The sequence below is a fragment of the Rhodospirillales bacterium genome, from assembly GCA_016872535.1.
In the GTDB taxonomy this organism is placed as follows: Bacteria; Pseudomonadota; Alphaproteobacteria; order Rhodospirillales; family 2-12-FULL-67-15; genus 2-12-FULL-67-15.
The window spans coordinates 1-19,209 of record VGZQ01000062.1; the positions used below are offsets into that span (position 1 = coordinate 1).

At 67.1% G+C, this 19,209-nt stretch carries 19 protein-coding genes and 1 pseudogene; 7 read left to right on the forward strand and 13 right to left on the reverse strand.

Features of this window, described 5'->3' with window-relative positions:
• From FJ311_12120 to FJ311_12135, 4 genes are all read right to left on the reverse strand, one after another.
• The coding region (locus tag FJ311_12120; GenBank protein MBM3952185.1) for an FAD-binding oxidoreductase at nt 1–1,214 on the reverse strand (1,214 nt) is incomplete at its 3' end.
• Between the two features lie 7 nt (nt 1,215–1,221).
• A complete protein-coding gene (locus FJ311_12125; protein ID MBM3952186.1) occupies nt 1,222–2,085 on the reverse strand; it encodes a type 1 glutamine amidotransferase in 864 nt (287 codons plus the stop codon).
• A gap of 18 nt (nt 2,086–2,103) precedes the next feature.
• The gene (locus tag FJ311_12130; protein MBM3952187.1) at nt 2,104–2,967 is read right to left on the reverse strand and encodes an HAD family hydrolase; all 864 of its coding nucleotides are present in this window, start codon (nt 2,965–2,967) and stop codon (nt 2,104–2,106) included.
• A 76-nt stretch (nt 2,968–3,043) separates the two neighbouring features.
• A complete protein-coding gene (locus FJ311_12135; GenBank protein MBM3952188.1) occupies nt 3,044–3,415 on the reverse strand; it encodes a hypothetical protein in 372 nt (123 codons plus the stop codon).
• 151 nt (nt 3,416–3,566) lie between these two features.
• Between FJ311_12135 and FJ311_12140 the strand changes: the two genes are divergently transcribed.
• A complete protein-coding gene (locus FJ311_12140; GenBank protein ID MBM3952189.1) occupies nt 3,567–4,124 on the forward strand; it encodes a thioredoxin family protein in 558 nt (185 codons plus the stop codon).
• Between the two features lie 6 nt (nt 4,125–4,130).
• On the opposite strand, the gene FJ311_12145 is transcribed toward FJ311_12140, so the two are convergent.
• The 3 genes from FJ311_12145 to FJ311_12155 are packed head-to-tail and all read right to left on the reverse strand — an operon-like array spanning nt 4,131 to nt 8,821.
• The gene (locus FJ311_12145) at nt 4,131–5,549 is read right to left on the reverse strand and encodes an efflux transporter outer membrane subunit (GenBank protein MBM3952190.1); all 1,419 of its coding nucleotides are present in this window, start codon (nt 5,547–5,549) and stop codon (nt 4,131–4,133) included.
• Nucleotides 5,550–5,553: 4 nt separating this feature from the next.
• Nucleotides 5,554–7,554: a MacB family efflux pump subunit gene (macB, locus tag FJ311_12150; protein MBM3952191.1), complete on the reverse strand. Its 2,001-nt coding sequence runs from the start codon at nt 7,552–7,554 to the stop codon at nt 5,554–5,556.
• A 13-nt stretch (nt 7,555–7,567) separates the two neighbouring features.
• A complete protein-coding gene (locus tag FJ311_12155; protein MBM3952192.1) occupies nt 7,568–8,821 on the reverse strand; it encodes an efflux RND transporter periplasmic adaptor subunit in 1,254 nt (417 codons plus the stop codon).
• Between the two features lie 153 nt (nt 8,822–8,974).
• Between FJ311_12155 and FJ311_12160 the strand changes: the two genes are divergently transcribed.
• The 4 genes from FJ311_12160 to FJ311_12175 all read left to right on the forward strand — a co-directional run bounded on the left by FJ311_12160 (nt 8,975) and on the right by FJ311_12175 (nt 13,987).
• Nucleotides 8,975–9,670 (forward strand): tetratricopeptide repeat protein, encoded by a 696-nt coding sequence (locus FJ311_12160; GenBank protein MBM3952193.1) that lies wholly within the window; start codon nt 8,975–8,977, stop codon nt 9,668–9,670.
• 19 nt (nt 9,671–9,689) lie between these two features.
• Nucleotides 9,690–11,012, forward strand: coding sequence for a pyrrolo-quinoline quinone (locus FJ311_12165; GenBank protein ID MBM3952194.1), 1,323 nt, complete (start codon nt 9,690–9,692; stop codon nt 11,010–11,012).
• 8 nt (nt 11,013–11,020) lie between these two features.
• Nucleotides 11,021–12,415 carry a ribosome biogenesis GTPase Der gene (gene der / locus FJ311_12170; protein MBM3952195.1) on the forward strand — a complete coding sequence of 465 codons (1,395 nt, stop codon included), beginning with the start codon at nt 11,021–11,023 and terminating at the stop codon, nt 12,413–12,415.
• 363 nt (nt 12,416–12,778) lie between these two features.
• Nucleotides 12,779–13,987: an MFS transporter gene (locus FJ311_12175; protein ID MBM3952196.1), complete on the forward strand. Its 1,209-nt coding sequence runs from the start codon at nt 12,779–12,781 to the stop codon at nt 13,985–13,987.
• A 200-nt stretch (nt 13,988–14,187) separates the two neighbouring features.
• Here FJ311_12175 and FJ311_12180 read toward each other — a convergent pair whose 3' ends face one another.
• The 3 genes from FJ311_12180 to FJ311_12190 all read right to left on the reverse strand — a co-directional run bounded on the left by FJ311_12180 (nt 14,188) and on the right by FJ311_12190 (nt 17,210).
• Nucleotides 14,188–15,105 carry a hypothetical protein gene (locus FJ311_12180; GenBank protein MBM3952197.1) on the reverse strand — a complete coding sequence of 306 codons (918 nt, stop codon included), beginning with the start codon at nt 15,103–15,105 and terminating at the stop codon, nt 14,188–14,190.
• 134 nt (nt 15,106–15,239) lie between these two features.
• Nucleotides 15,240–16,559 carry a hypothetical protein gene (locus FJ311_12185; protein ID MBM3952198.1) on the reverse strand — a complete coding sequence of 440 codons (1,320 nt, stop codon included), beginning with the start codon at nt 16,557–16,559 and terminating at the stop codon, nt 15,240–15,242.
• Between the two features lie 108 nt (nt 16,560–16,667).
• Nucleotides 16,668–17,210: an amino acid synthesis family protein gene (locus FJ311_12190; protein ID MBM3952199.1), complete on the reverse strand. Its 543-nt coding sequence runs from the start codon at nt 17,208–17,210 to the stop codon at nt 16,668–16,670.
• A gap of 173 nt (nt 17,211–17,383) precedes the next feature.
• On the opposite strand from FJ311_12190, the gene FJ311_12195 reads away from it, so the two are divergent.
• Nucleotides 17,384–17,848 (forward strand): hemerythrin domain-containing protein, encoded by a 465-nt coding sequence (locus tag FJ311_12195; GenBank protein MBM3952200.1) that lies wholly within the window; start codon nt 17,384–17,386, stop codon nt 17,846–17,848.
• Nucleotides 17,849–17,880: 32 nt separating this feature from the next.
• On the opposite strand, the gene FJ311_12200 is transcribed toward FJ311_12195, so the two are convergent.
• The 3 genes from FJ311_12200 to FJ311_12210 form a co-directional block, all read right to left on the reverse strand.
• Nucleotides 17,881–18,102, reverse strand: coding sequence for a type II toxin-antitoxin system HicA family toxin (locus FJ311_12200; protein ID MBM3952201.1), 222 nt, complete (start codon nt 18,100–18,102; stop codon nt 17,881–17,883).
• Nucleotides 18,092–18,316: a type II toxin-antitoxin system HicB family antitoxin gene (locus tag FJ311_12205; GenBank protein ID MBM3952202.1), complete on the reverse strand. Its 225-nt coding sequence runs from the start codon at nt 18,314–18,316 to the stop codon at nt 18,092–18,094. Before FJ311_12205 ends, FJ311_12200 begins: the two co-directional genes overlap by 11 nt.
• A gap of 66 nt (nt 18,317–18,382) precedes the next feature.
• Nucleotides 18,383–18,769, reverse strand: coding sequence for a hypothetical protein (locus FJ311_12210; GenBank protein MBM3952203.1), 387 nt, complete (start codon nt 18,767–18,769; stop codon nt 18,383–18,385).
• 127 nt (nt 18,770–18,896) lie between these two features.
• On the opposite strand from FJ311_12210, the pseudogene FJ311_12215 reads away from it, so the two are divergent.
• A pseudogene (locus FJ311_12215) lies at nt 18,897–19,082 on the forward strand (MBL fold metallo-hydrolase).
• Nucleotides 19,083–19,209: the final 127 nt, after the last annotated feature.

A 19,209-nucleotide genomic window follows, 5' to 3' on the forward strand; every position in this document is an offset into this window, starting at 1 on the left:
GTGTAGTGCTTGCCGTAGTGTTCGAGGGCGCGCGCCCGCACCCGCGCCAGATCGCGGTGCGGCGCGCCGAAGCGGCGGATGTCGACCGGCCACAAATCCATCGGCGGCTCGCCCGCGACGATCCATTCGGCCAGCGCCTTGCCCGCGCCGCCGCCGGAGACGATGCCGAAGGCGTTGAACCCGGCGCCGAGGAAGAAGCCCGGCACTTCGGGCGACTCGCCCAGCAGGCAGTTGCCGTCGGGCGTGAACGAGTCGGGCCCGTGGATCATGGTGCGGATGCCCGCGGTCTCCAGCGCCGGCACGCGCGCCAGCGCCGCTTCCATCAGCGGCTGGAAATGGTCCCAGTCGGCGTCGAACAGGGAAAACTGGAAATCCTTGGGCGCTTCGTCTACCAGCCACGGCTTGGGATTGCGCTCGAACCCGCCGACCGCGAGGCCGCCGACGTCTTCCTTGTAATACAAGAGATGATCGGGATCGCGCATCACCGGCAGCTCGCGCGGCAAGCCCGGTATTTTTTCGGTGATGAAGTACTGATGCTTGACCGGCGCGAGCGGCACGTTGACCCCGATCAGCGCGCCGAGGTCCCGCGCCCACAGCCCGGCGCAGTTGACGGCGACCTCGCAGGCGATCGTCCCTTGCGCGGTTTCCACGGCCGCGACGCGCCCTTGGGCGAGCCGGATGCCGGTCGCCGGGCAGTCCTCGATAATGCGCGCGCCCGCCTGGCGCGCGCCCTTGGCCAGCGCCATGGTCACGTCGGACGGATTGACTTGGCCGTCGCTCGGCCCGTAGACGGCGCCCAGCACGTCGGCGACGGAGAGCCCCGGCCAAAGTTTCAAAATTTCGTCGCGGCCGATCACGTGCATCTCCAGGCCGAAGCTGCGCGCGGTGGTGGCAAGCCGCTTGATCTCGATCATCCGTTCCGGCGTGCAGGCGAGCCGCAGGCTGCCCGCCATCCGCCAGCCGGTCGCCTGACCGGTCTCGGATTCGAGGCGACTATACAGCGCGGCGCTGTCGGTCAGCATGCGCGTGATGTTGGCGTTTGAGCGCAACTGGCCGATCAAGCCGGCGGCGTGGAAGGTGGAACCGCAGGTGAGCTTGCCGCGTTCGACCAAAACCGTATCGCGCCAGCCGAGCCGGGCGAGATGATAGGCGACCGAGCAGCCGACGATGCCGCCGCCGATGACGACCGCGCGCGCCTGGGTGGGAAAGGTCACGGGCCGATCAACGCCGCTGCGCCATGGTCGGCAATACCAGGCGTTCGAGCCAGTTGCGCACTTCGATCGTGCGCACGTCGACACTGGTTACGTCCGCATCGATACCGAGCAGCCAGGCCAAGTCCTTGCGCGTCGGGTCCTGATGGAGCGTTTCGAGCAAGCGCACGTAATCCTCCGCCGCCGCGCGGTCCTTGAAGAATCCGCGCTTGATCAATTTTTCGATCCGACACCAGGTCAGGCGGGCCATTTCCCGCAAATCGTACTCGGGATGGTACTGGAGGCCCCAGAAGATTCCGCCCTGGTGCACGACCGAAACCGCCTGAACGTGGGAATGAGAATTGGAGGCGAGCATCACCGCCCCCGGCGGCAGATGGGTGATTTCGTCGTCGTGGCTGATGAACGCGTCGAACACCGAGGGCTTGCCGGCATACAGCGGATGGCCGCGGCCCTCGGGCGTGAGCGCGATCTTGCGGGCGATGCCCATTTCGCGCCCGCGCGGGCTCGCGCGCACGATGCCGCCCGCCGCCGCCACCGCGATCTGCGCCGCCCAGCAGCTGCCGAAGCCCGGCACCTGCGCCGCGAAGCCGGCGCGCGCGAGGTCGATCTGGGAGCGTACCTCCGGCTTGTCCTCGTAGACCGTCAGGCTGCAGCCGGTCCAGGCGATGCCGTCGTAATCGGCGAGCGCGGTTCCCGCCGGCAGGGCCGCGCCCGGATCGCTCGGGTTGAGAATGTCGCAGCGCGCCGACGGCAGGATGCGCTTCAGCATCGCCACGTAGAGATCGCCCGCGACGCCGGCGCCGCCCGCGCGCAGTTCCTCGCGCGCGGCCTTGGTGTAGCCGTCGATCACGAGAATGCGGGGGGAAATCGGCATGAAGAGTCTCCGGTCGAATCAGTTGGCGGCGGCCGAATGCTGGCCGCTATCACTTGTTGGCCGCGAGGATTCGCTCGCGGCCAGCCGATCGATGGTCGCCGGCAGATCGCGGTAGCTTTCGCAGATGGCGTCGGCGCTGGTCTTGGCGCGATCGGCGTCGCGGGTGGCGACGAACAGCACCGCCTTCATGCCGAGCGCCTGCGGTCCCTTGACATCGTTATGGTCGCGGTCGCCGACATGAACCATCTCCTCGAGCGCGACGCCCATCTGGCGCGCCGCCGCCTCGAACATGGAACGGTGCGGCTTGGAATGGCCGACCTCGTCGGAAAAGGCGAAGCCGGTGAAATATTCGCGGAGGCCATGCAGCTCCAGGAGCTTGCGCAGATTGGCCCCCGGCGTGACGATGGCGTCGGATACGATCGCCAGACGGTAGCGGCGGGAGAGTTCGGCGAGCGCGTCCTTAACGCCCGGAATGGCGTCGGGGGGGATGTCGATTTCCATCCGGCCGAGAGCATTCACCAGGGCGGCGAAATCGGCGTCCGGCAGCGTGCGCCCCAAGCCCTTGAGCGCGACCTGGATCCGTTCGCCGATCAGCCAGGTGATCGAATGCTCGCGCCAGACCTTGTTGAAGGCGGCGTCGGCCACGTCGAAGGCGAGATCGACCGTGGCGCGCGCGATCGGCGCGTGGCGGTTGAGGGCCTCCCACAACAGCTGGCGGCGATGGTCGCGCTTGGTGGGCAGACCGCGCTCTTTCCGCTTGGGCTCGTCGGAATCGTCGTGGACGATCGTGTCCCACAAATCGAACGTGATCGCCTTGATGCGCGGCACCGGAGCCCTCCCTGGCGCGGACGACGGAACCCGGCCGCGGATACCGGCCGGGATGTCCGATTATGTGGACTTTTGTGGCATTTTGTCCACCCCCATCGGCTGCCGCGCGGCGGGGCTCAGCGGATGGGTTTTAGCGTACCGGGGGCTTGGCCGGCGGCGGGGTTTCCTCGAGCGGTTGGTAGCGCTGCCCGTCGAACGGATCGGGGCGGTCGTAGCAGGTGACGCCGCCGAGCGCGCGGTAGCAGTAGACCCTGGGCGCCGCCGACTGCAGCTCGTCCTCCTCGCAATAGGTCTGGCCCTTCTCGCGACGGATGGTGGAGCAATTCTTGCCGCTGAAGAACGAAACGATGTGATCGGTGAACGGCTTTTGGGTGGCGATGGTGGCGGCGCCCTCGAGTTGCGCGGCGCCGGGCACCAACCCGGCCCCGACGCACCCCGCCAGCAACGGGACCGCGAGAACAAGGATGATTACGGCCAAACGCAAGCCAAACGATGGGCGCACGATCTCCGGCCTCCTGCGAACGGCCACTCCCGGGCACACCCGCCAATAGAATACCCGCACGGTTAACAACAGGTTAACGACCGATTGAACCGCCACGCCCTTTGGGCTTCAATCGGCTCCAACGACACGGAAGTCACCGAGGAGACCCGCCATGGCCGCGCAACCGCCGCTTTGCGATTTCGGATGGAAGGCGAAGGATTTCCGCCTCAAGGGCATCGACGGCAAGACCTATACGCTGGCCGAGGCGCGCGGGCCCAAGGGCCTGCTGGTCATGTTCATCTGCAACCACTGCCCTTACGTGCGCGCCATCGTCGACCGGCTGGTCCGCGACGCGCGCGATTTGCAGAAAATCGGCGTCGGCGTCATCGCCATTATGGCCAACGACACGGTCGCCTATCCGGACGATTCATTCGACAACATGAAAAAGTTCGCCGCGCAGAACGGTTTCACCTTCCCCTACGTCATCGACGAAACCCAGGAGGTGGCGCGCGCCTGGAACGCGGTCTGCACCCCCGATTTCTTCGGCTTTAACGCCAATTTGGAACTGCAATATCGCGGGCGGCTTGACGCCTCGCGCAAGGACCCGGCGCCCGCGAATGCCAAACGCGAACTCTACGAAGCCATGGTCCAAATCGCCGACACCGGCCAGGGCCCCCGCGACCAGAACGCGAGCATGGGCTGCTCGATTAAATGGAAATCCGCCGCCTGAGGGCGATTACGGCCCGATCCCGCCGCCCAAGGCCTTGTAAAGCCCGACCACGGCGTTGAGGCGCGCGAGCCGAACCTGGACCGCGCCGTCCTCGGCCTGCAGCAGGGTGCGCTGCGCTTCCAGCACCGCGAGATAATCGACCGCCCCTTCCTTGTAGCGCACGTCGGCGAGCCGCCGCGCCTCGCGCGCGGCCAGCACCGCAACCGCCTGCGACGCCTCCTGCTCGGCCAGCAAGCGCACGCCCGCGAGCCCGTCCTCCACGTCGCGCAGCGCCGCCAGGATCGAGCCGCGATAGGCCTCGGTCAGCTCCAGCTTTTTCGCTTCCGTCAGGCGCACGTTGCCGCGCAGCTTGTCGTTGTCGAAGATCGTCACCGCCAGCGCCCCGCCGACGTTCCAGAAGATGCTGGTCGGCTCCAGCAGCTGCGACAGATGCGCGCTCGAATAACCGCGCTCGGCGGTCAGCGTCACTGACGGGAAAATCTGCGCCCGCGCGACGCCGATGTTGGCGTTGGCGGCGCGCAGATTGGCTTCGGCCCGGCCGATGTCGGGCCGGCGCAGCAGCAGCGTCGACGGCAGGCCGGGCACCACGCGCGGGATCGAAATGTCGTCGAGGGTCACGCGCGGGGCATCGAGCGCGGACGGGGCGAGGCCGATCAGGATGGCGAGCCCGTCGAGCGCCTGGCGGCGCTGCAATTCGAGCGCCGGCACCTGCGATTCGATCAGCGCGACGTTGCTCCTCTGCTGCGCCGCCTCGAGCGCCGAGGTCTTGCCGAAGATTTCCTGTTTTTCCGCGTAATCGAGGGTCTCGCGCGCGATCGCCAGGTTGCGCTTGGCGGTCTCGACCCGCTCGGCCAGCGCCACCGCCTGGAACCAGGCGTTGGCCACGCCCGCGACCAGGGTGTGGGCGACCGTGTCGCGGTCGAATTCGCTCGCGCGGAGCGTCTCCTCGGCCGCCGCGACCGTGGCGCGGGTCTTGCCCCAGAAATCGACCTCGTAACTGGCGCTCAAGGACCCTTCGTAGCTGTGGACCGCGCGCCGCCCACGGCTCGACGAGGTCGAGGTGGCGGACGTGGTGGTGGACGACGTCGAGCGCCGCAGCACTTGTTCCTGGGCGCTGGCGCCGACCGTCGGCAACAGCGGCGCGCCGGCGATGGCGAGCTGCGCCTCGGCCTGGCGGATGCGGGCGACGGCGGCCTTGAGATCGTGGTTGTTGGCGAGCGCGGTTTCGACCGCCCGATCGAGTTCGGGCAAACCGAAGCTTTTCCACCAGGCGGACGGACGGCCGAGTGTTTCCGGTTCCTCGGTGCGCGCCTCGGCGTTGCCCCACCAGGCGGGGAGGCCAATCTCCGGCAACTGGAAATCGGGCGTCAGCGAACAGGCCCCCAGTAGCGGCAGCAGTAAAAGAGTGTGGCGTGCGCCGCCCATCGCCCTACTCCGCCGCCAGCGCCACGACCGGATCGAGGTTGGCCGCCTTGCGCGCCGGCATGAAGCCGAACACCAGGCCGGTCGCGAACGCGCAGCCGAACGCCAGCACCACCGGCGCGAGCGACAGCACGATCGGCCGGCCGAAATATTCGGCGGTCATGGCGGTGGCGAGCCCGCCCAGCACGCCGAGAACGCCGCCGACCGCGCACACCACCAGCGCCTCGACCAGGAATTGCAGCATGATGTTCCAGGCGCGCGCGCCGGTCGCCATGCGGATGCCGATCTCGCGCGTGCGCTCGGTCACGCTCACCAGCATGATGTTCATCACCCCGATGCCGCCGACCAGGAGCGAGATCGCGGCGATCGAGCCGAGCAGGATGGTGAGCGTGGTCTGGGTCTCGGACGCGGTCTCCAGGATCGCCGCCATGTTGCGGATTTGGAAATCGACGATGCGGTGGCGGGCGAGCAGCAGGGCGTGGATTCGTTCCTGGGTCTCCTCCATCGCCTTGACGTCCTCGACCTGGACGACGATCGCGCGCAAATGGCGAATGCCGAACAGGCGCAGGCTGCCGGTGGTGAGCGGCACGAACACCACGTCGTCCATGTCGCTGCCGAACGGCGTCGCCCCCTTCGGCGCCATCACGCCCATCACCTGGAACGGGATGTTGTTGATCAGGACGTAGCGCCCGACCGGATCGACGCCAAGGGGGAACAGGTTGTTGACCACGGTGCGGCCGAGCGTGGCGACGGGCACGTAGCTTTTCACCTCGTCGGCGCCGAAGAAGACGCCGCTCGCCATCGGCCAATCGCGCGCGATCGGGTATTTCTCCGAGGTCGCGGTCGCCGAGGTCAGGTAATCGACGTTGCCGTAGCGGACCGTGACCCCGCCGCCGATTTCGGGCACCGCCACGCGCACGTTGTCGATCCGGGCGATTTCCTGGGCGTCGTCGACGGTCAGCGTCGCGATCACGCCGCCGCCCATGCGCACGTTGGGCGCGCCGGGACGCACCAGCAAGAGATTGGTGCCGAGCGCCTGGATGCGCGTCAACACCTCGCGCTTGGCGCCGTCGCCGATCGCCAGCATCGCCACCACCGAACCGACGCCGATGACGATGCCGAGCAGCGTCAACAGCGAGCGGAACAGGTTGGCGCGCAGCGAACGCAGCGCCATCTTGACCGCCTCGCCCGCGTCGGCGAGCGCGCCGGTGGTGCGCGCCGGCAGGGCGGGAAACGATGTATCGGGTGCCGACGACAGCGGCGCACTCTCGGCTCCGGTGTCCGACACGATCCGGCCGTCGGCGAAGGTGACGACGCGCCCGGCCTCGGCGGCGACCTTGGGATCGTGGGTAATGAGGATCACCGTGTGCCCTTCGCCGTGGAGGCGGCGGAGGATCGCCAGCACCTCGCGTCCGCTCGCGCTGTCGAGCGCGCCGGTCGGCTCGTCGGCGAGAATCACCGCGCCGCCGTTCATCAAGGCGCGCGCGACCGAGACCCGCTGCTGCTCGCCGCCCGAAAGCTGGCTCGGCCGGTGGTGGAGGCGTTCGCCGAGCCCGAGCCGCGCGAGCAGCGCGCGGGCGCGGTCGACGCGATCGGCCTTGCGCATGCCGGCGTAGATGGCCGGCACCTCGACGTTTTCCTCGGCCGACGCGCCGGCAAGCAGGTTGTACTGCTGGAAGATGAAGCCGAAGGCGTCGCGCCGGAGCAGCGAACGCTCGTCGCGATCGAGCGCGCCCACGTCGCGCCCCGCGAACCGATAACGGCCCGTGCTCGGCCGGTCGAGGCAGCCGATCAGATTCATCAGCGTCGTCTTGCCCGACCCCGAGGCGCCCATGATCGCCACGAACTCGCCGCGCCGGATGACCAGATCGACGCCGTGCAGCACCTCGACCGCGAGCGCGCCGCGCCGGTAAGTCTTGGAGACGCCCTCGAGCACGATCAGCGGCTCGCCCGCCCGGACGGCCGCGAGCGGCGTGGAGGACTCCGGGGGCGCGAATTGCAGGTTCATGGCGCGAGACCGCCTACAGCCGCGGGCGAACCATCGGCGCGCCCGGCGACGACGCCTTGGCCGCGCCGCCTTTTGCGCCGTCGGCCGATCGCGTTCCGATCACCACCTCTTCGCCGGCCGCGAGGCCGGAAACGATCTGCGCCTGCACGCGATTCCGAACGCCGACCACGACCCGCCTCGGCTCCGGCTTGCCGTTCTTCATCACCAACAGGATCGCCGCGTTCTTGTCGCCGGACTCGGGCTGAGCGGCGTCGGATTTCGTGCGCGTTCCCTTGGCCGCGCCGGGAGCACGCCCGTCCGCCGCGCCCGCCGCCAGCGCCGCGATCGGCACCAAGACCGCGTTCTTGACCGAATCGTGGACGAAGAACACCTGCGCCGACATCTGGATGCCGAGGCTGCCGTCCGGGTTGGGCACGTCGAAAAGGGCATTGTAGAGCACCACGTTGTTGATCACCTCGGGCGTCGGCATGACCTGGCGGAGATTCCCGGTCCAACGGCGGTCGGGCTGGCCCAAGGTGGTGAAGTAGACGTCCTGGCCGACGCGGAGCTTGTTGACGTCGGCCTCCGACACCTGGGTCCAGACCGTCATGGTCGAAAGATCGGCGATGCGCACGATCACCGGCGCAAGTTGAGTCGCGTTCAGGGTCTGGCCCTGGCGCGCGGGCTGGCTGACCACGGTGCCGGCCATCGGCGCGTAGATGCGGGTATAGCCCAGGTTGGCCTCGCCGGCGCGCAGATCGGATTCGACCTTCTCGATCTGCGCGCGCAACGACGCGATCTGAGCCTGGGTGGTCTTCCATGCGGTCTCGGCGGTCTGAAAGGCTTCCTCGCTGGTGGCGCCCGCCCGCCGCATGCGAGTCTGCCGGTCGTACTGTTCTTTCGCGAGCGCGGCCTGGGCCTGGCGTTCGGTCAGCTGCGCGCGCAAAGACTGCAGCTGCGCCCGGTCGGCATCGACCCGCGCCGCGTAGATGGTCGGATCGATCTCGGCCAGCAACTGCCCCTGCGTCACGGTGTCGCCGATCTCGACGTGGATCTTGCGCAGCTGACCCGAGACCTGGGTCCCGACGTCGACGAAGTCGCGCGGCTGGAAGGTGCCGAGCGCGGTGGTGGTGTCTTCCAAGTCGCCGACCTGGGCGCGGGCCGTGATCCACGCCTGCCCGCCCGGGCCCTCGCCCGCGCGCAGCGCGAGCCACAGGCCGAGCGCGAGCACGACGAGCCCGAGAGCGGCGGCGGCCAAGCGGGTTTTTGAGCCAAGTGCGGCGAGCATGGGATGGTGTCGCGAAACAGTGAGAACTCAAAATTGGGACAGGACTCTGTATTCGTCGAGCCCCAACGTGTAACATATCGTATCGCGTCGCCCGCGATTGCCAGGACCGTCCGGGGCGCTTATTCTGGCGCGCGCCCGATTCGCCAATAATCCTTGGAAAACAACGCCGTGGCCGACAATCCCCCCGATCCCCTGTTGAAGGAAATCGACGACGAGTTGCGCGACGAGCGACTCGCCAAGCTGTGGCGGCGCTACGGCAACTGGCTGATCGGCGCCGCGCTCGCCGTCGTCGCCGCCGCCGGCGGCTACCAGGGCTGGAAGAGCTACCAGGCCTCCCAGCGCGAGCAGGCGTCCGTCCGCTACGCCGCCGCCGTGCGCATGGCCGCCGAGGCCAACGCCGCAGGCGCGGAAAAGGCCTTCGCCGAAATTGCCGCCTCGGCGCCTTCGGGCTACGCCATGCTGGCGCGGTTCCGCGAGGCCCAGCTTGCCGCCAAACAGGGCGACGCCGCGCGCGCGGCGGATCTCTATCGACGCCTCGGCGCCGACGGGTCGCTCGATCAGGCCTACCGCGACCTCGCCCAACTACTCGCCGCTTATGCCGTCGCCGACCGCGCCGAGCCCAAGGCGCTTCGCCAGGAGATCGTCAAGCTTGCCGCCGCGGACAGTCCGTGGCGCTACCTCGCCCGCGAGCTTTCCGCACTGCTCAGCCTGCGCGCCGGGGATCGCGACATCGCGCGCGACGAGTTGCGCCGCCTCGCCGACGATCCCGACGCTCCCGCCACCATCAAGGCCCGCGCCCACGACGTCGCCGCCCAAATCGACAAGACGCTCGGCAAGGCGCCCGGTTGACATGAGGACGATCGTCGCCATGCGCCACAGCCCCTTCGCGTTTTCCGCCCTCGCCCTGTTGTCGCTCGCGGCGCTCGCCGGCTGCGACTGGTTCGGCGACAAGAAGGAGCGCCTGGAAGGCGAGCGCATCTCGGTGCTGTTGCACCAGCGCGTCCTCAAGGCCGATGTCGAAGAAGGCAAGGCCGAAATCCTGTTGCCCGAGCCGACGCCCAATTCCGACTGGCCCCAGGCCGGCGGCTATGCCAACAACGCCATGCACCACATCCTGGTCGGCGAAAACCTGAGCCGCGCCTGGACCTCGAACGCGGGCAAGGGCAAGACCGACTATCAGCGCATCTCCGCCCCGCCCATCGTCGCCGACGGGCGCGTCTACGCGATGGACTCCAACTCCCGCGTCAGTGCCTTCGACGCCAAGACCGGACGCCAGCTCTGGCGCACCGACCTGACCGAGAAGGGCGAGGACGAAGGCCACGTGCCGGGCGGGCTTGCCTTCGCCCAAGGCCGCGTGTTCGCCACCACCGGCTTCGCCCAGGCCGTCGCCCTCGACGCCGCGACCGGCAAGGAAATCTGGCGCCAGCCTCTCCCGGCGCCGATGCGCGCCCCGCCGACCGCGCGCGGCGGCACCGTCTACGTCGTCACCGTCGACAACCATGTGTTCGCCCTCGACGCCGAGGACGGCAAGCAGCTCTGGACCTATGCCGGCATTACCGAGAGCGCGGCTATCCTCGGCGGCGCCGCGCCCGCGGTCGACGGCGGCGTGGTGGTGGTGCCGTTCTCCTCGGGCGAGGTGGTGGCGCTGCGCACCGACACCGGCCGCCTGTTGTGGTCCGATTCGCTCGCCACCGCCCGGCGCACCGATCAGGTTTCGACGCTCTCGCATGTGCGCGGCCGGCCGGTGATCGACCGCGGCCGGGTGTTCGCGCTCAGCCACGGCGGCGTCATGGTCTCGATCGACCTGCGCACCGGCCGGCGCATCTGGGAACGCCAGATCGGCGGGCTCGAAACCCCGTGGGTGGCTGGCGATTACCTGTTCGTCGTCACCTCCGATTCCGAGATCGCGTGCATCAGCCGCGTCGACGGCCGCATCCTTTGGGTCCAGCCGTTGCCGCGCTGGGGCAACGAGGCGAAGAAGAAGAATCCCATCACCTGGACCGGCCCGGTGCTGGCGAGCGATCGCCTGATCCTCGCCGGCTCGCACGGCCAGGCGCTGACCATTTCGCCCTACACCGGCGAGATACTCGGCTTCGAGCCGATGCCCGACGGCGTCTCGGTGCCGCCGGTGGTCGCCGACGGCAGCGTCTACTTCCTCGCCAACGACGCCGACATCGTGGCGTACCGCTGAGCGGCCCCATGCTCCGGGTCGCCATCGTCGGCCGGCCCAACGTCGGCAAATCGACGTTGTTCAACCGTCTTGCCGGCAGGAAACTGGCCCTGGTCGACGATACTCCGGGCGTGACCCGCGACTGGCGCGAGGCCGAGGCGCGCATCGGCCATCTCGCCTTTACCGCCATCGACACCGCCGGGTTCGAGGACCAGACCAAGGGCCTGGAAGCGCGCATGCGGCGCCAGACCGAGGCCGCGCTCGCCCGCGCCGACGCGGTCTTGTTCCTGATCGACGCGCGCGCCGGGATCACGCCGCTTGATCGCCAGTTTGCGGCTTGGCTCCGTGCCTTCGCCAAACCGGTGATCCTGCTCGCCAACAAGTGCGAAGGCCGCGCGGCCGACGCGGGCCGGATCGAGGCGTTCGCGCTCGGCTTCGGCGAGGCGATCCCCGTATCGGCCGAGCACGGCGAAGGCTTGGGCGACGTGCACGACGCCCTCGGCGCGCTCGGCCGGCCTTCGGCGGACGAAGCGAAAACACAGCCCGCCGAAGCCGCGCGGCCGTTACAGCTTGCGATCCTCGGGCGGCCGAACGTCGGCAAATCAACTCTGATCAATCGTTTGATCGGCGAGGACCGGCTGCTGACCGGGCCCGAGCCCGGCATCACCCGCGACGCCATCGCCGTGCCGTGGTCGTGGCGCGGACGCGCCATTCGCCTGATCGACACGGCGGGGCTCAGGCGCAAGGCTAAGGTGGTGGAGAAGCTGGAGCGGCTTTCGGCCGCCGACACGCTGCGCGCCGTGCGCTTCGCCGAGGTGGTGGTGCTGGTGGTGGACGCGACCCGCCCGTTCGAGAAGCAGGATCTGCAGCTCGCCCGGCTGGTGGAGGAGGAAGGCCGCGCTTTCGTGCTCGCGGTCAACAAGTGGGATCTGGTCGAGAACCGGGCCGCCACCTTGCGCCGGTTGCGCGAGACGGTGGAAAGCTCGCTCACCCAGGCGCGCGGGATCGCCCTGGTGACGTGCTCGGCGCTCGCCGGAACCAACCTCGACAGGTTGATGGAGGCGGTGTTCGCCGCGCACGCGGCGTGGAATCGGCGCATCCCGACCGCCGATCTCAACCGCTGGCTGGAGGTGATGTGCGCCGCGCACCCGCCGCCCATCAGCCAGGGCTTTCCGATCCGCATCCGCTACATGACCCAAACCAAGACCCGGCCGCCGACGTTCCTGATGTTCGTGACCAAGCCCGCCGACTTGCCGCGGGCGTATTTTCGCTATCTGGTCAACGGGCTCCGCCAGGCGTTCGACCTGCCCGGCGTGCCGATCCGCATCGAGACCCGTAAGCCCGCCAACCCCTACGCCGGCAAGAAACGAAGCCCGGAGGAAATGCGGAAGCTGAGCCGCAAGCATCGCAAGGGGCGGCGGTAGTACCTGCTCTCCACGAAGGTTGCGCGGGGGTAGCGCTCGATGGCGCCAGGACTCGACCGGGGAAAACCGGGTTAAGCCCTTGATGTGCCACGAAACCACCGAATTTCCGTAGGCATTTGTAGGCATGTGGGCGGACCGGCCGCACGGAAAGCGGCGCGCGACGGGCGGAAAGTCCGCTTTTTGGCACCTTTCCTCGCCGTCGTTCGACGTATTCACTTGTCCAAGAACACAAGTTCACTTGTCCAAGAACACAAGAACGAAGTCGCGTTTATATAATCTATAATAGGAATATTGTCAATATCATGGAACGGGTCGGGTCGCACCGGTGGACGCGGACGACCGCCGTTGATCTAATGGCGCGCGATGGATGTCACGAAAAGCACCATGGCGCGGCGGCGGAACCTGGGCCGGTTGGGCACGCTGATACTGCTGTGGTGGGTCGGCGCCAATCTGCGCATCACCATGCTCGCCTTGCCGCCGGTGATCCCGCTTATTCATCGCGACCTCGATCTCAATCAAACCCTGATCGGCCTGCTCAACAGCCTGCCGACGTTGATGTTCGCGCTGGCGGCCGTGTTCGGCTCTTTCCTCATCGCCCGGCTGGGCGCGCGCCGGGCCCTGCTGGCGGGATTGCTGGTGGTCGGCGCCGCTTCCGGCTTGCGCGGCGCCGGGCTTTCGGAATCGGTGATCTTCACCATGACGTTCTTCATGGGGGTTGGTATCGCCGTCATGCAGCCGTCGCTGCCGGCCGTCGTCCGGGAGTGGTGCCCGGCCGAGATCGGCTTTGCCACCGCGATCTATGCCAACGGCCTGCTCGTCGGCGAGATTTTCGGCGCCGCCGTCACCATTCCCCTCGTGCTGCCGCTCGTCGGCGGCAGCTGGCCGTGGGCCCTTGCCGTTTGGGCGATGCCGGCGTTCCTGACGGCGGCCGCGGTCTGGGCCCTCACATCCGAAGCGCCTCGCGGCGCCCGGGTGGGGGGCATGAACTGGCGGCTCGATTGGCGCGATGCCAACGGCTGGCGCTACGGCATCGCCCTGGCCGGGGCGGCCAGCCTTTATTTCTCGACCAATGCCTTCATCCCCGATCTTTTGGCCGAGCGGGAAGAACTCGGCCTCGTGAACGCGGCGCTCACGTCGCTGAACGCCTGCCAGCTTTTTTCGTCGGCCCTGATGATTCTGTTTCCTTCACGCCTAATCGGAAACCGATTGTCCCTCATCGCCGCCTCCTTGCTCGGCATCGCCAGCATTGGCGGATTGATCCTGCAATCGGGGCCGGCGATCGTTTTCTGGTCGGGACTGATCGGCTTCGCGGCCTCGTTCGTTCTGATTTGGACCCTGGCGGTGCCGCCGCTGGTCGCCGAACCCCACGACGTGCATCGGCTCTCGGCGCTGATCTTCACGATCGGCTACGCCTATGCCTTCGTCAGCCCCGTGCTCGGCGGCTTCGCGTGGGATGTCACGCGGGTGCCGGCCGCCGGATTCATTCCGACGGTGCTGGGCTTGGGCGGATCAATCGTCGCCGCCCTGTCATTGCCGGCCGGGTTGCGGCCGCGTCCGCCGACGCGGGCGTAGCCAAGCCTTCCGGGCCGCTTTCGCCCGAATGGTCCGTTCCTTCAGGTGATCGGGCTTAAGGAGTATTTTAATGGGACGAAAGAAAACCCAAGGCCGAGGAAAAATATAAGCCTAAAAAGATTGTCCTGAAGTTACCTCAGCGGATGTTTCGACCAAATCTGCCGATAAAAGCCGAACGGAAACAGCCCAGCGGCGGCGCCTCATCGAGACAGCAAGAACACCCATGAATACCACGTGTTGTTCCGCGCACAGGTCGCCTCGTCCAGAAATCCTCTCGAATACACCACGATGTTGTTTCCGGCCGGATCAATTTCGGCGGTAAATGGTTCGCGTTGCGTCATGCTCGCGGGGCCGCAGGGGAACAATTGGCGCGAGAGTTGGGGCGTCATGGCGTAATTTAGCGCCAAGCCTTGAACGCGAGGGTGTGGATCTTTTGCGATGGTGACCATTCCGGTCATTTCTTGGCCGTTGAGTTGACCGCTGTATTCCAGCGGCAAGTACTGAGGATGGCGGGCAAATAGAGTTATGCGAACGTCGTTCCCGATAACCTTGATATTCGCTTCCATCTCGCCATCGACGGATGTGCCATCGTTCCACGGTCCCGCCCGAGTCGGCTTTTGCGTCATGTTGCCCATGTATTGATAGACATACCAGCGCCCGGCCAATTTGGAAGCTTGCGGCCGGGCGGAGTCTTCTTTTTGAGCGGACATGCCGGGGCTCGCAGATTCTTTGGGCCGGCCTGCCAAGTAATCGATTCCGGCGATTTTCTTTTTCACTTCGCGCGTATCGGCGGCGTCCGGCGCCGCCTTGAGATAAAGTTCCAGACTGCGCTTGGCGGCCGCATAATCCTCGGCTTTTTCCAGAAGAATCCCCCGATTGTAGTGATAGGCCGGAACCCAGGGCGCGACGCGGGCGGCCTTGCCGAATTCGTCGGCGGCGGCCTTGAACCCGCTTTTGTCCTTGGCCGTCTTCGCCGCCGCCTCGGCGCGGCCTTCGAAGGCGATGGTCGCGTCGGGCACGGCGGGCGGCGGCTTCAGTGCGCGGGCCGCCGCGATCGCCTTTTCCATCGCCGCCGCCTCGGCGGCGCTGCCCAGGGTCGATTTCGCGATGTCGGCCATCGCCGTGTCGAGGGCGGCCCTAGGTTCGGCGGCATCGACCGCGACCGGGACAAAGCCGAAAACCGCGACGACAAGGATCACGAACATGGAAGATATGGCTTTACGGAGAAAGCGGTTCGGCACGCACGCTATCGTCATTTTTTCATTCCCGCAGTTGCCCTTTTGGCCCGCTCGATATCGTCCTGGTAAACCGCCGCCCCCTGCATCGCGCGAAAGGCGCTTTGCAGGGCTTTGTCCGACGGATCCGCCTTGAGCCGGCGCTCGAGGTCGTCGCGCGCCTTGACAAAATCGCCGCCGTTGTCGGAGAGAACATCGACGGAAATTTTTCGAAACCGCGTGTCCCAATCCAGGAAGTCCCGGAACTGCGCGCCGTCGACGGCGGCAGGACGCTCGCGTTCGATCCGATCCAGAGCAGGCGTCGACGGCCGATGTGCCGCCAGCAGATTGGGATCGAATTCCGGCGTGCCCGACGGCGCCTTGCCAGCGCGAACAAGCCCTTCGCCGATGCTCATGCCCATGACGTAGGCATAGGCATCGCGAACGTTCTGGTCATTCGGTTGTCGCCAAATCGCGTCGTCCAACCTCTTGGCCGCAACGTCGAGGTCGTGACCGCCGGCCTCGATAGCGTCCATCACCAGATTGGCGGTCTGCGCGCCCAAGTAATGCACGTCGGCGGTCGTTGCCGGGCGCTTGGTTGCGGGCGCCGGGCTCGCGCTTTTGAGGCCGAGATCGGTCGGCACCGGCGCCGAGTCCTTGCTGCCCTTCGAAAATCGCGACCCCCGTTCGATGTCCGGCGACGTCGGCTTCAGCGCCAAATCGCCGCCGCCGGGCGTCGTCTTGACGCCAAGGGTAGGCATGCTGGATTTAAGGCCGAGATCGCCGGAATCCGTCGATAGCCCGCGCGATCCGTCGAAATCGACGCCTTTCATTCCCTTAAGAACGTCGATCTTGTCCTGATTGAATTTCCGTTGCGCTGCCAACCGCTCCGCCTGTTCTCTTGTTTGGCGTACCGCCTCCTCGGCCTGGCGGCGCATGTCCTCCTCGGCCTCCATGCGCCGGCGTTCGGCCTCGTAATCGGGCGGCGTGTAGAGGGTTTCGGGCGCCGCGTACGTGCCAACTCCGCCGCCCTGCGGAACACCGCGCCGGGCGGAGGGTTCGTCACAGATGCCGCTGCGATTGCAGGAACCGGTGGTAATACCGCCTCCCGCACGACCGACATTGCCTCGAAATTGGGAACGCGCGCTTTCACACTGTTCCTCGGTAGCGAACGTGCCGACCGTGCCGGTGCTGCGCCCCATCACTCGGGCGCAACCGCTGCCGGAGCAGTACCAGTTGAAAGAAAAGGAACAGGCCGACCAAGCGGGCGATGGCGCGACGAACAGAAAGATCGTTCCCACACCCAGGATGGCGAGAAACAAAGGAGCCGACCGGATGTGCCGCGCGCCTTTGGTCATAATCCCCGAATCCAGCGTTCCACGACCAACAATGAATTATAGGAGAACACCGGAAATTTGTCTCAAATATGGCGGTTAACCAACGCGGTGGAAACTCCCGCGCGTTCCCTACGTAATCGGTCCCTTGCCGACGCGCGGGTGCGGGCGCGGGCCGTCGGAGACTGCCATGCACACGACGATCTCGTCCGGGCGCGGCGCGTCGGCGACGGCGACGGTCACGGTGTCGAAGTGGTCGAACGACCACGGTTCGTCCTTGTGCCCGAGCGGCAGGTCGAGGGCGGTGCCGGCGGCGGCGACCTTGACGTTGGAAGGGATCACCGCCTTGCCGCCGCCCACCGCCGCGCGCATCGGCTTGCCGAGCTTGGGGTGGACGGTGGCGCCGCCCTGCTCCATGTCCCCGGCCATGCCGACGATCGCGCCCTTGCCGTAGCTGACGGCGGGCCCGGCGAGCTGCCTTACCGCCTCGCCCATCAGTTTTTCGCCCAACTGGCCACCGATGTCGAACAGGGGCGACAGATCCTCGACGTAGCGCCCGGCGAACGGGTTGCGCACCACGGCGGCGGCCACCACGCGCGTGATCGGCTTGCACGGCTTGCCGGTGCCATCGGCTTGAACGGTTTCCTTGATCAGCACGGTCTTGCGGATGTCCATGAAAATCCCCCGAGGATGAAGATGAAAATGCGGTCCGAGCGCCCTTATCCTAGCGCGACCGACCGCCGGCCAGAAGCCGCTTCCCGCGCCGCGCTTAACGGCGATCAAGGATACCTTTCGCCCCATCGGGTATCGCTGTCCGAACGAGGGGGCGGACGGGAGGATCGACCACCATGAAACTGACCGACGCGCTGCTCGGCGAACACGCCATGCTCTACGAGACGTTCGATCACCTGCGGGCCGCGGCGGCGGGCGGGGCGGTCGGCGACATCCGCGCGGCCATGCCGGTTTTGGAAAGGCTTCTCGTCGCGCACGCCCGGATCGAAGAGGAACTTCTGTTTCCGAGCCTCGAGCCGCGCCTGGGACCGATGGGGCCGCTCGCGGTGATGCGGGCCGAGCACGGGGAGCTTGACGAGCTGTTGCGGTCGGCGAAAACGACCGACGATCCGGCCGGCTTGCAGGCGATCGTCGGACGGTTGCTCGATCTCGCCGTCAATCACTTCCGCAAGGAGGAAAAGGTCTTGTTCCACATGGCCGAACGCGTCTTGGACCGGGACACCCTCGCCCGTCTCGGCGACCAATGGGCCGAGCGCCGCGGGGTCACCCTTGCCCCCGGCGGCTGCATGAGTGCGGCGTAAGACCCCCTACCCCCGTCCCGCTGGAACGCACCTTACAACCGCTCGAATTCGTCCGGGCTTATGCCGGCTTGGCGGAGAATGCTTCGCAGGGTTCCGATTGCGATTTCGCGGTGTTTGGGAACGATGGCCGTGCGCGTGCCAGCCTGTGTCCGTTTCGCAAACTTGACGTGACTTCCCGTCGCCCCGGCTTCCTCCCAGCCCGCAGCCATTAAACGGCGACGGACTTCGCGGAACGCGAGCGGCCTAAGCCGCACGCTTTTTGGCCTCGGTCGGCACCACCACCGGCCGCACCTTGGGCGCGCGCGTTGCGACCGGTGGGGCAAAGTGCAATGCGAGCGCGTCCGCCAGGTTTCTCAGCGCCGCGCGTTCGCTGGTACCCTGGCTCGCGACATCGACCTCGAGACATTGGGCGACGAACCATTTGCCCTCGCGCCAGATGCTCGCCGTAAATTTCCTGGGCTTGGCCATAAGACCGAGTCCTCACTTCGCTCCCGCAACCGCATTGTCGCCGATCCGCGCGCAGCTTCCAAGCCCCTACCCCCCGCCGCGCTGGAAGGTGCGCTCGAAATCGCGCTGGAACGCCTCCGCCTCGCCCGGCGCGTAGCCGGTGAGCGTCGCCGCCACCCGGAGCACGGGAAGATCGATCGGTCCGAACTTGCGCGGCGGCATGTCCGCGATCTCCAATACAAGGCGCCGGGTTCCGTCGGCGATCTCCAGCCGCGCGCGCCCCGGTAGGGGCGCATCACTTGACGCGCGCGTCATGCCGCTAGGCGTGTCTTCGCACGACGATTCGCCCGCGCGCCCCGCTCGATCAAGGTCGGCGACGGCCGCGCCGCAGGGCCCCAGCAGGCGGACGAGTCCGCGCGCCAGGCTCGCGCGGGTTTCCGACATTTCCTTTTCAAAATGGAAGGCTTCGGCCATCGGCGGTCCCGGCAAATTCAGGCCGATCAAATTTATGTGAAGAGCGGGCGCGGCGGCAAACCCGGACTTTCCCTAATTATAATAGTTCCGCGCGCCCGATTCCGGGCCGCGCTTCCAGGGGGATACCATGCACCGCTTCGCCGCGTTGTTGGCCGCCGTCGCGACGGCCGCGTACTCGCTTGCCGCCTTGGCGCAAGCGCCGGCCCAGCCGCCGTTCGCCACCACCAAGGTCGAGGGCACCGATAACGTCTATATCTTCCGCTACCTCGGCCACCAATCCATGTTTGTGGTCACGCCCGAAGGCGTGATCGCCTGACCTTCCCCCCGTTTTTAGGTCCAACCGGAGGGTGAGTTTTCCCGTTAATTTTGACCCAGGGAGGACCCACCATGAAGCGCAGCAGGTTCAGCGAGGAACAGATCATCGGCATCCTTAAGGAGGC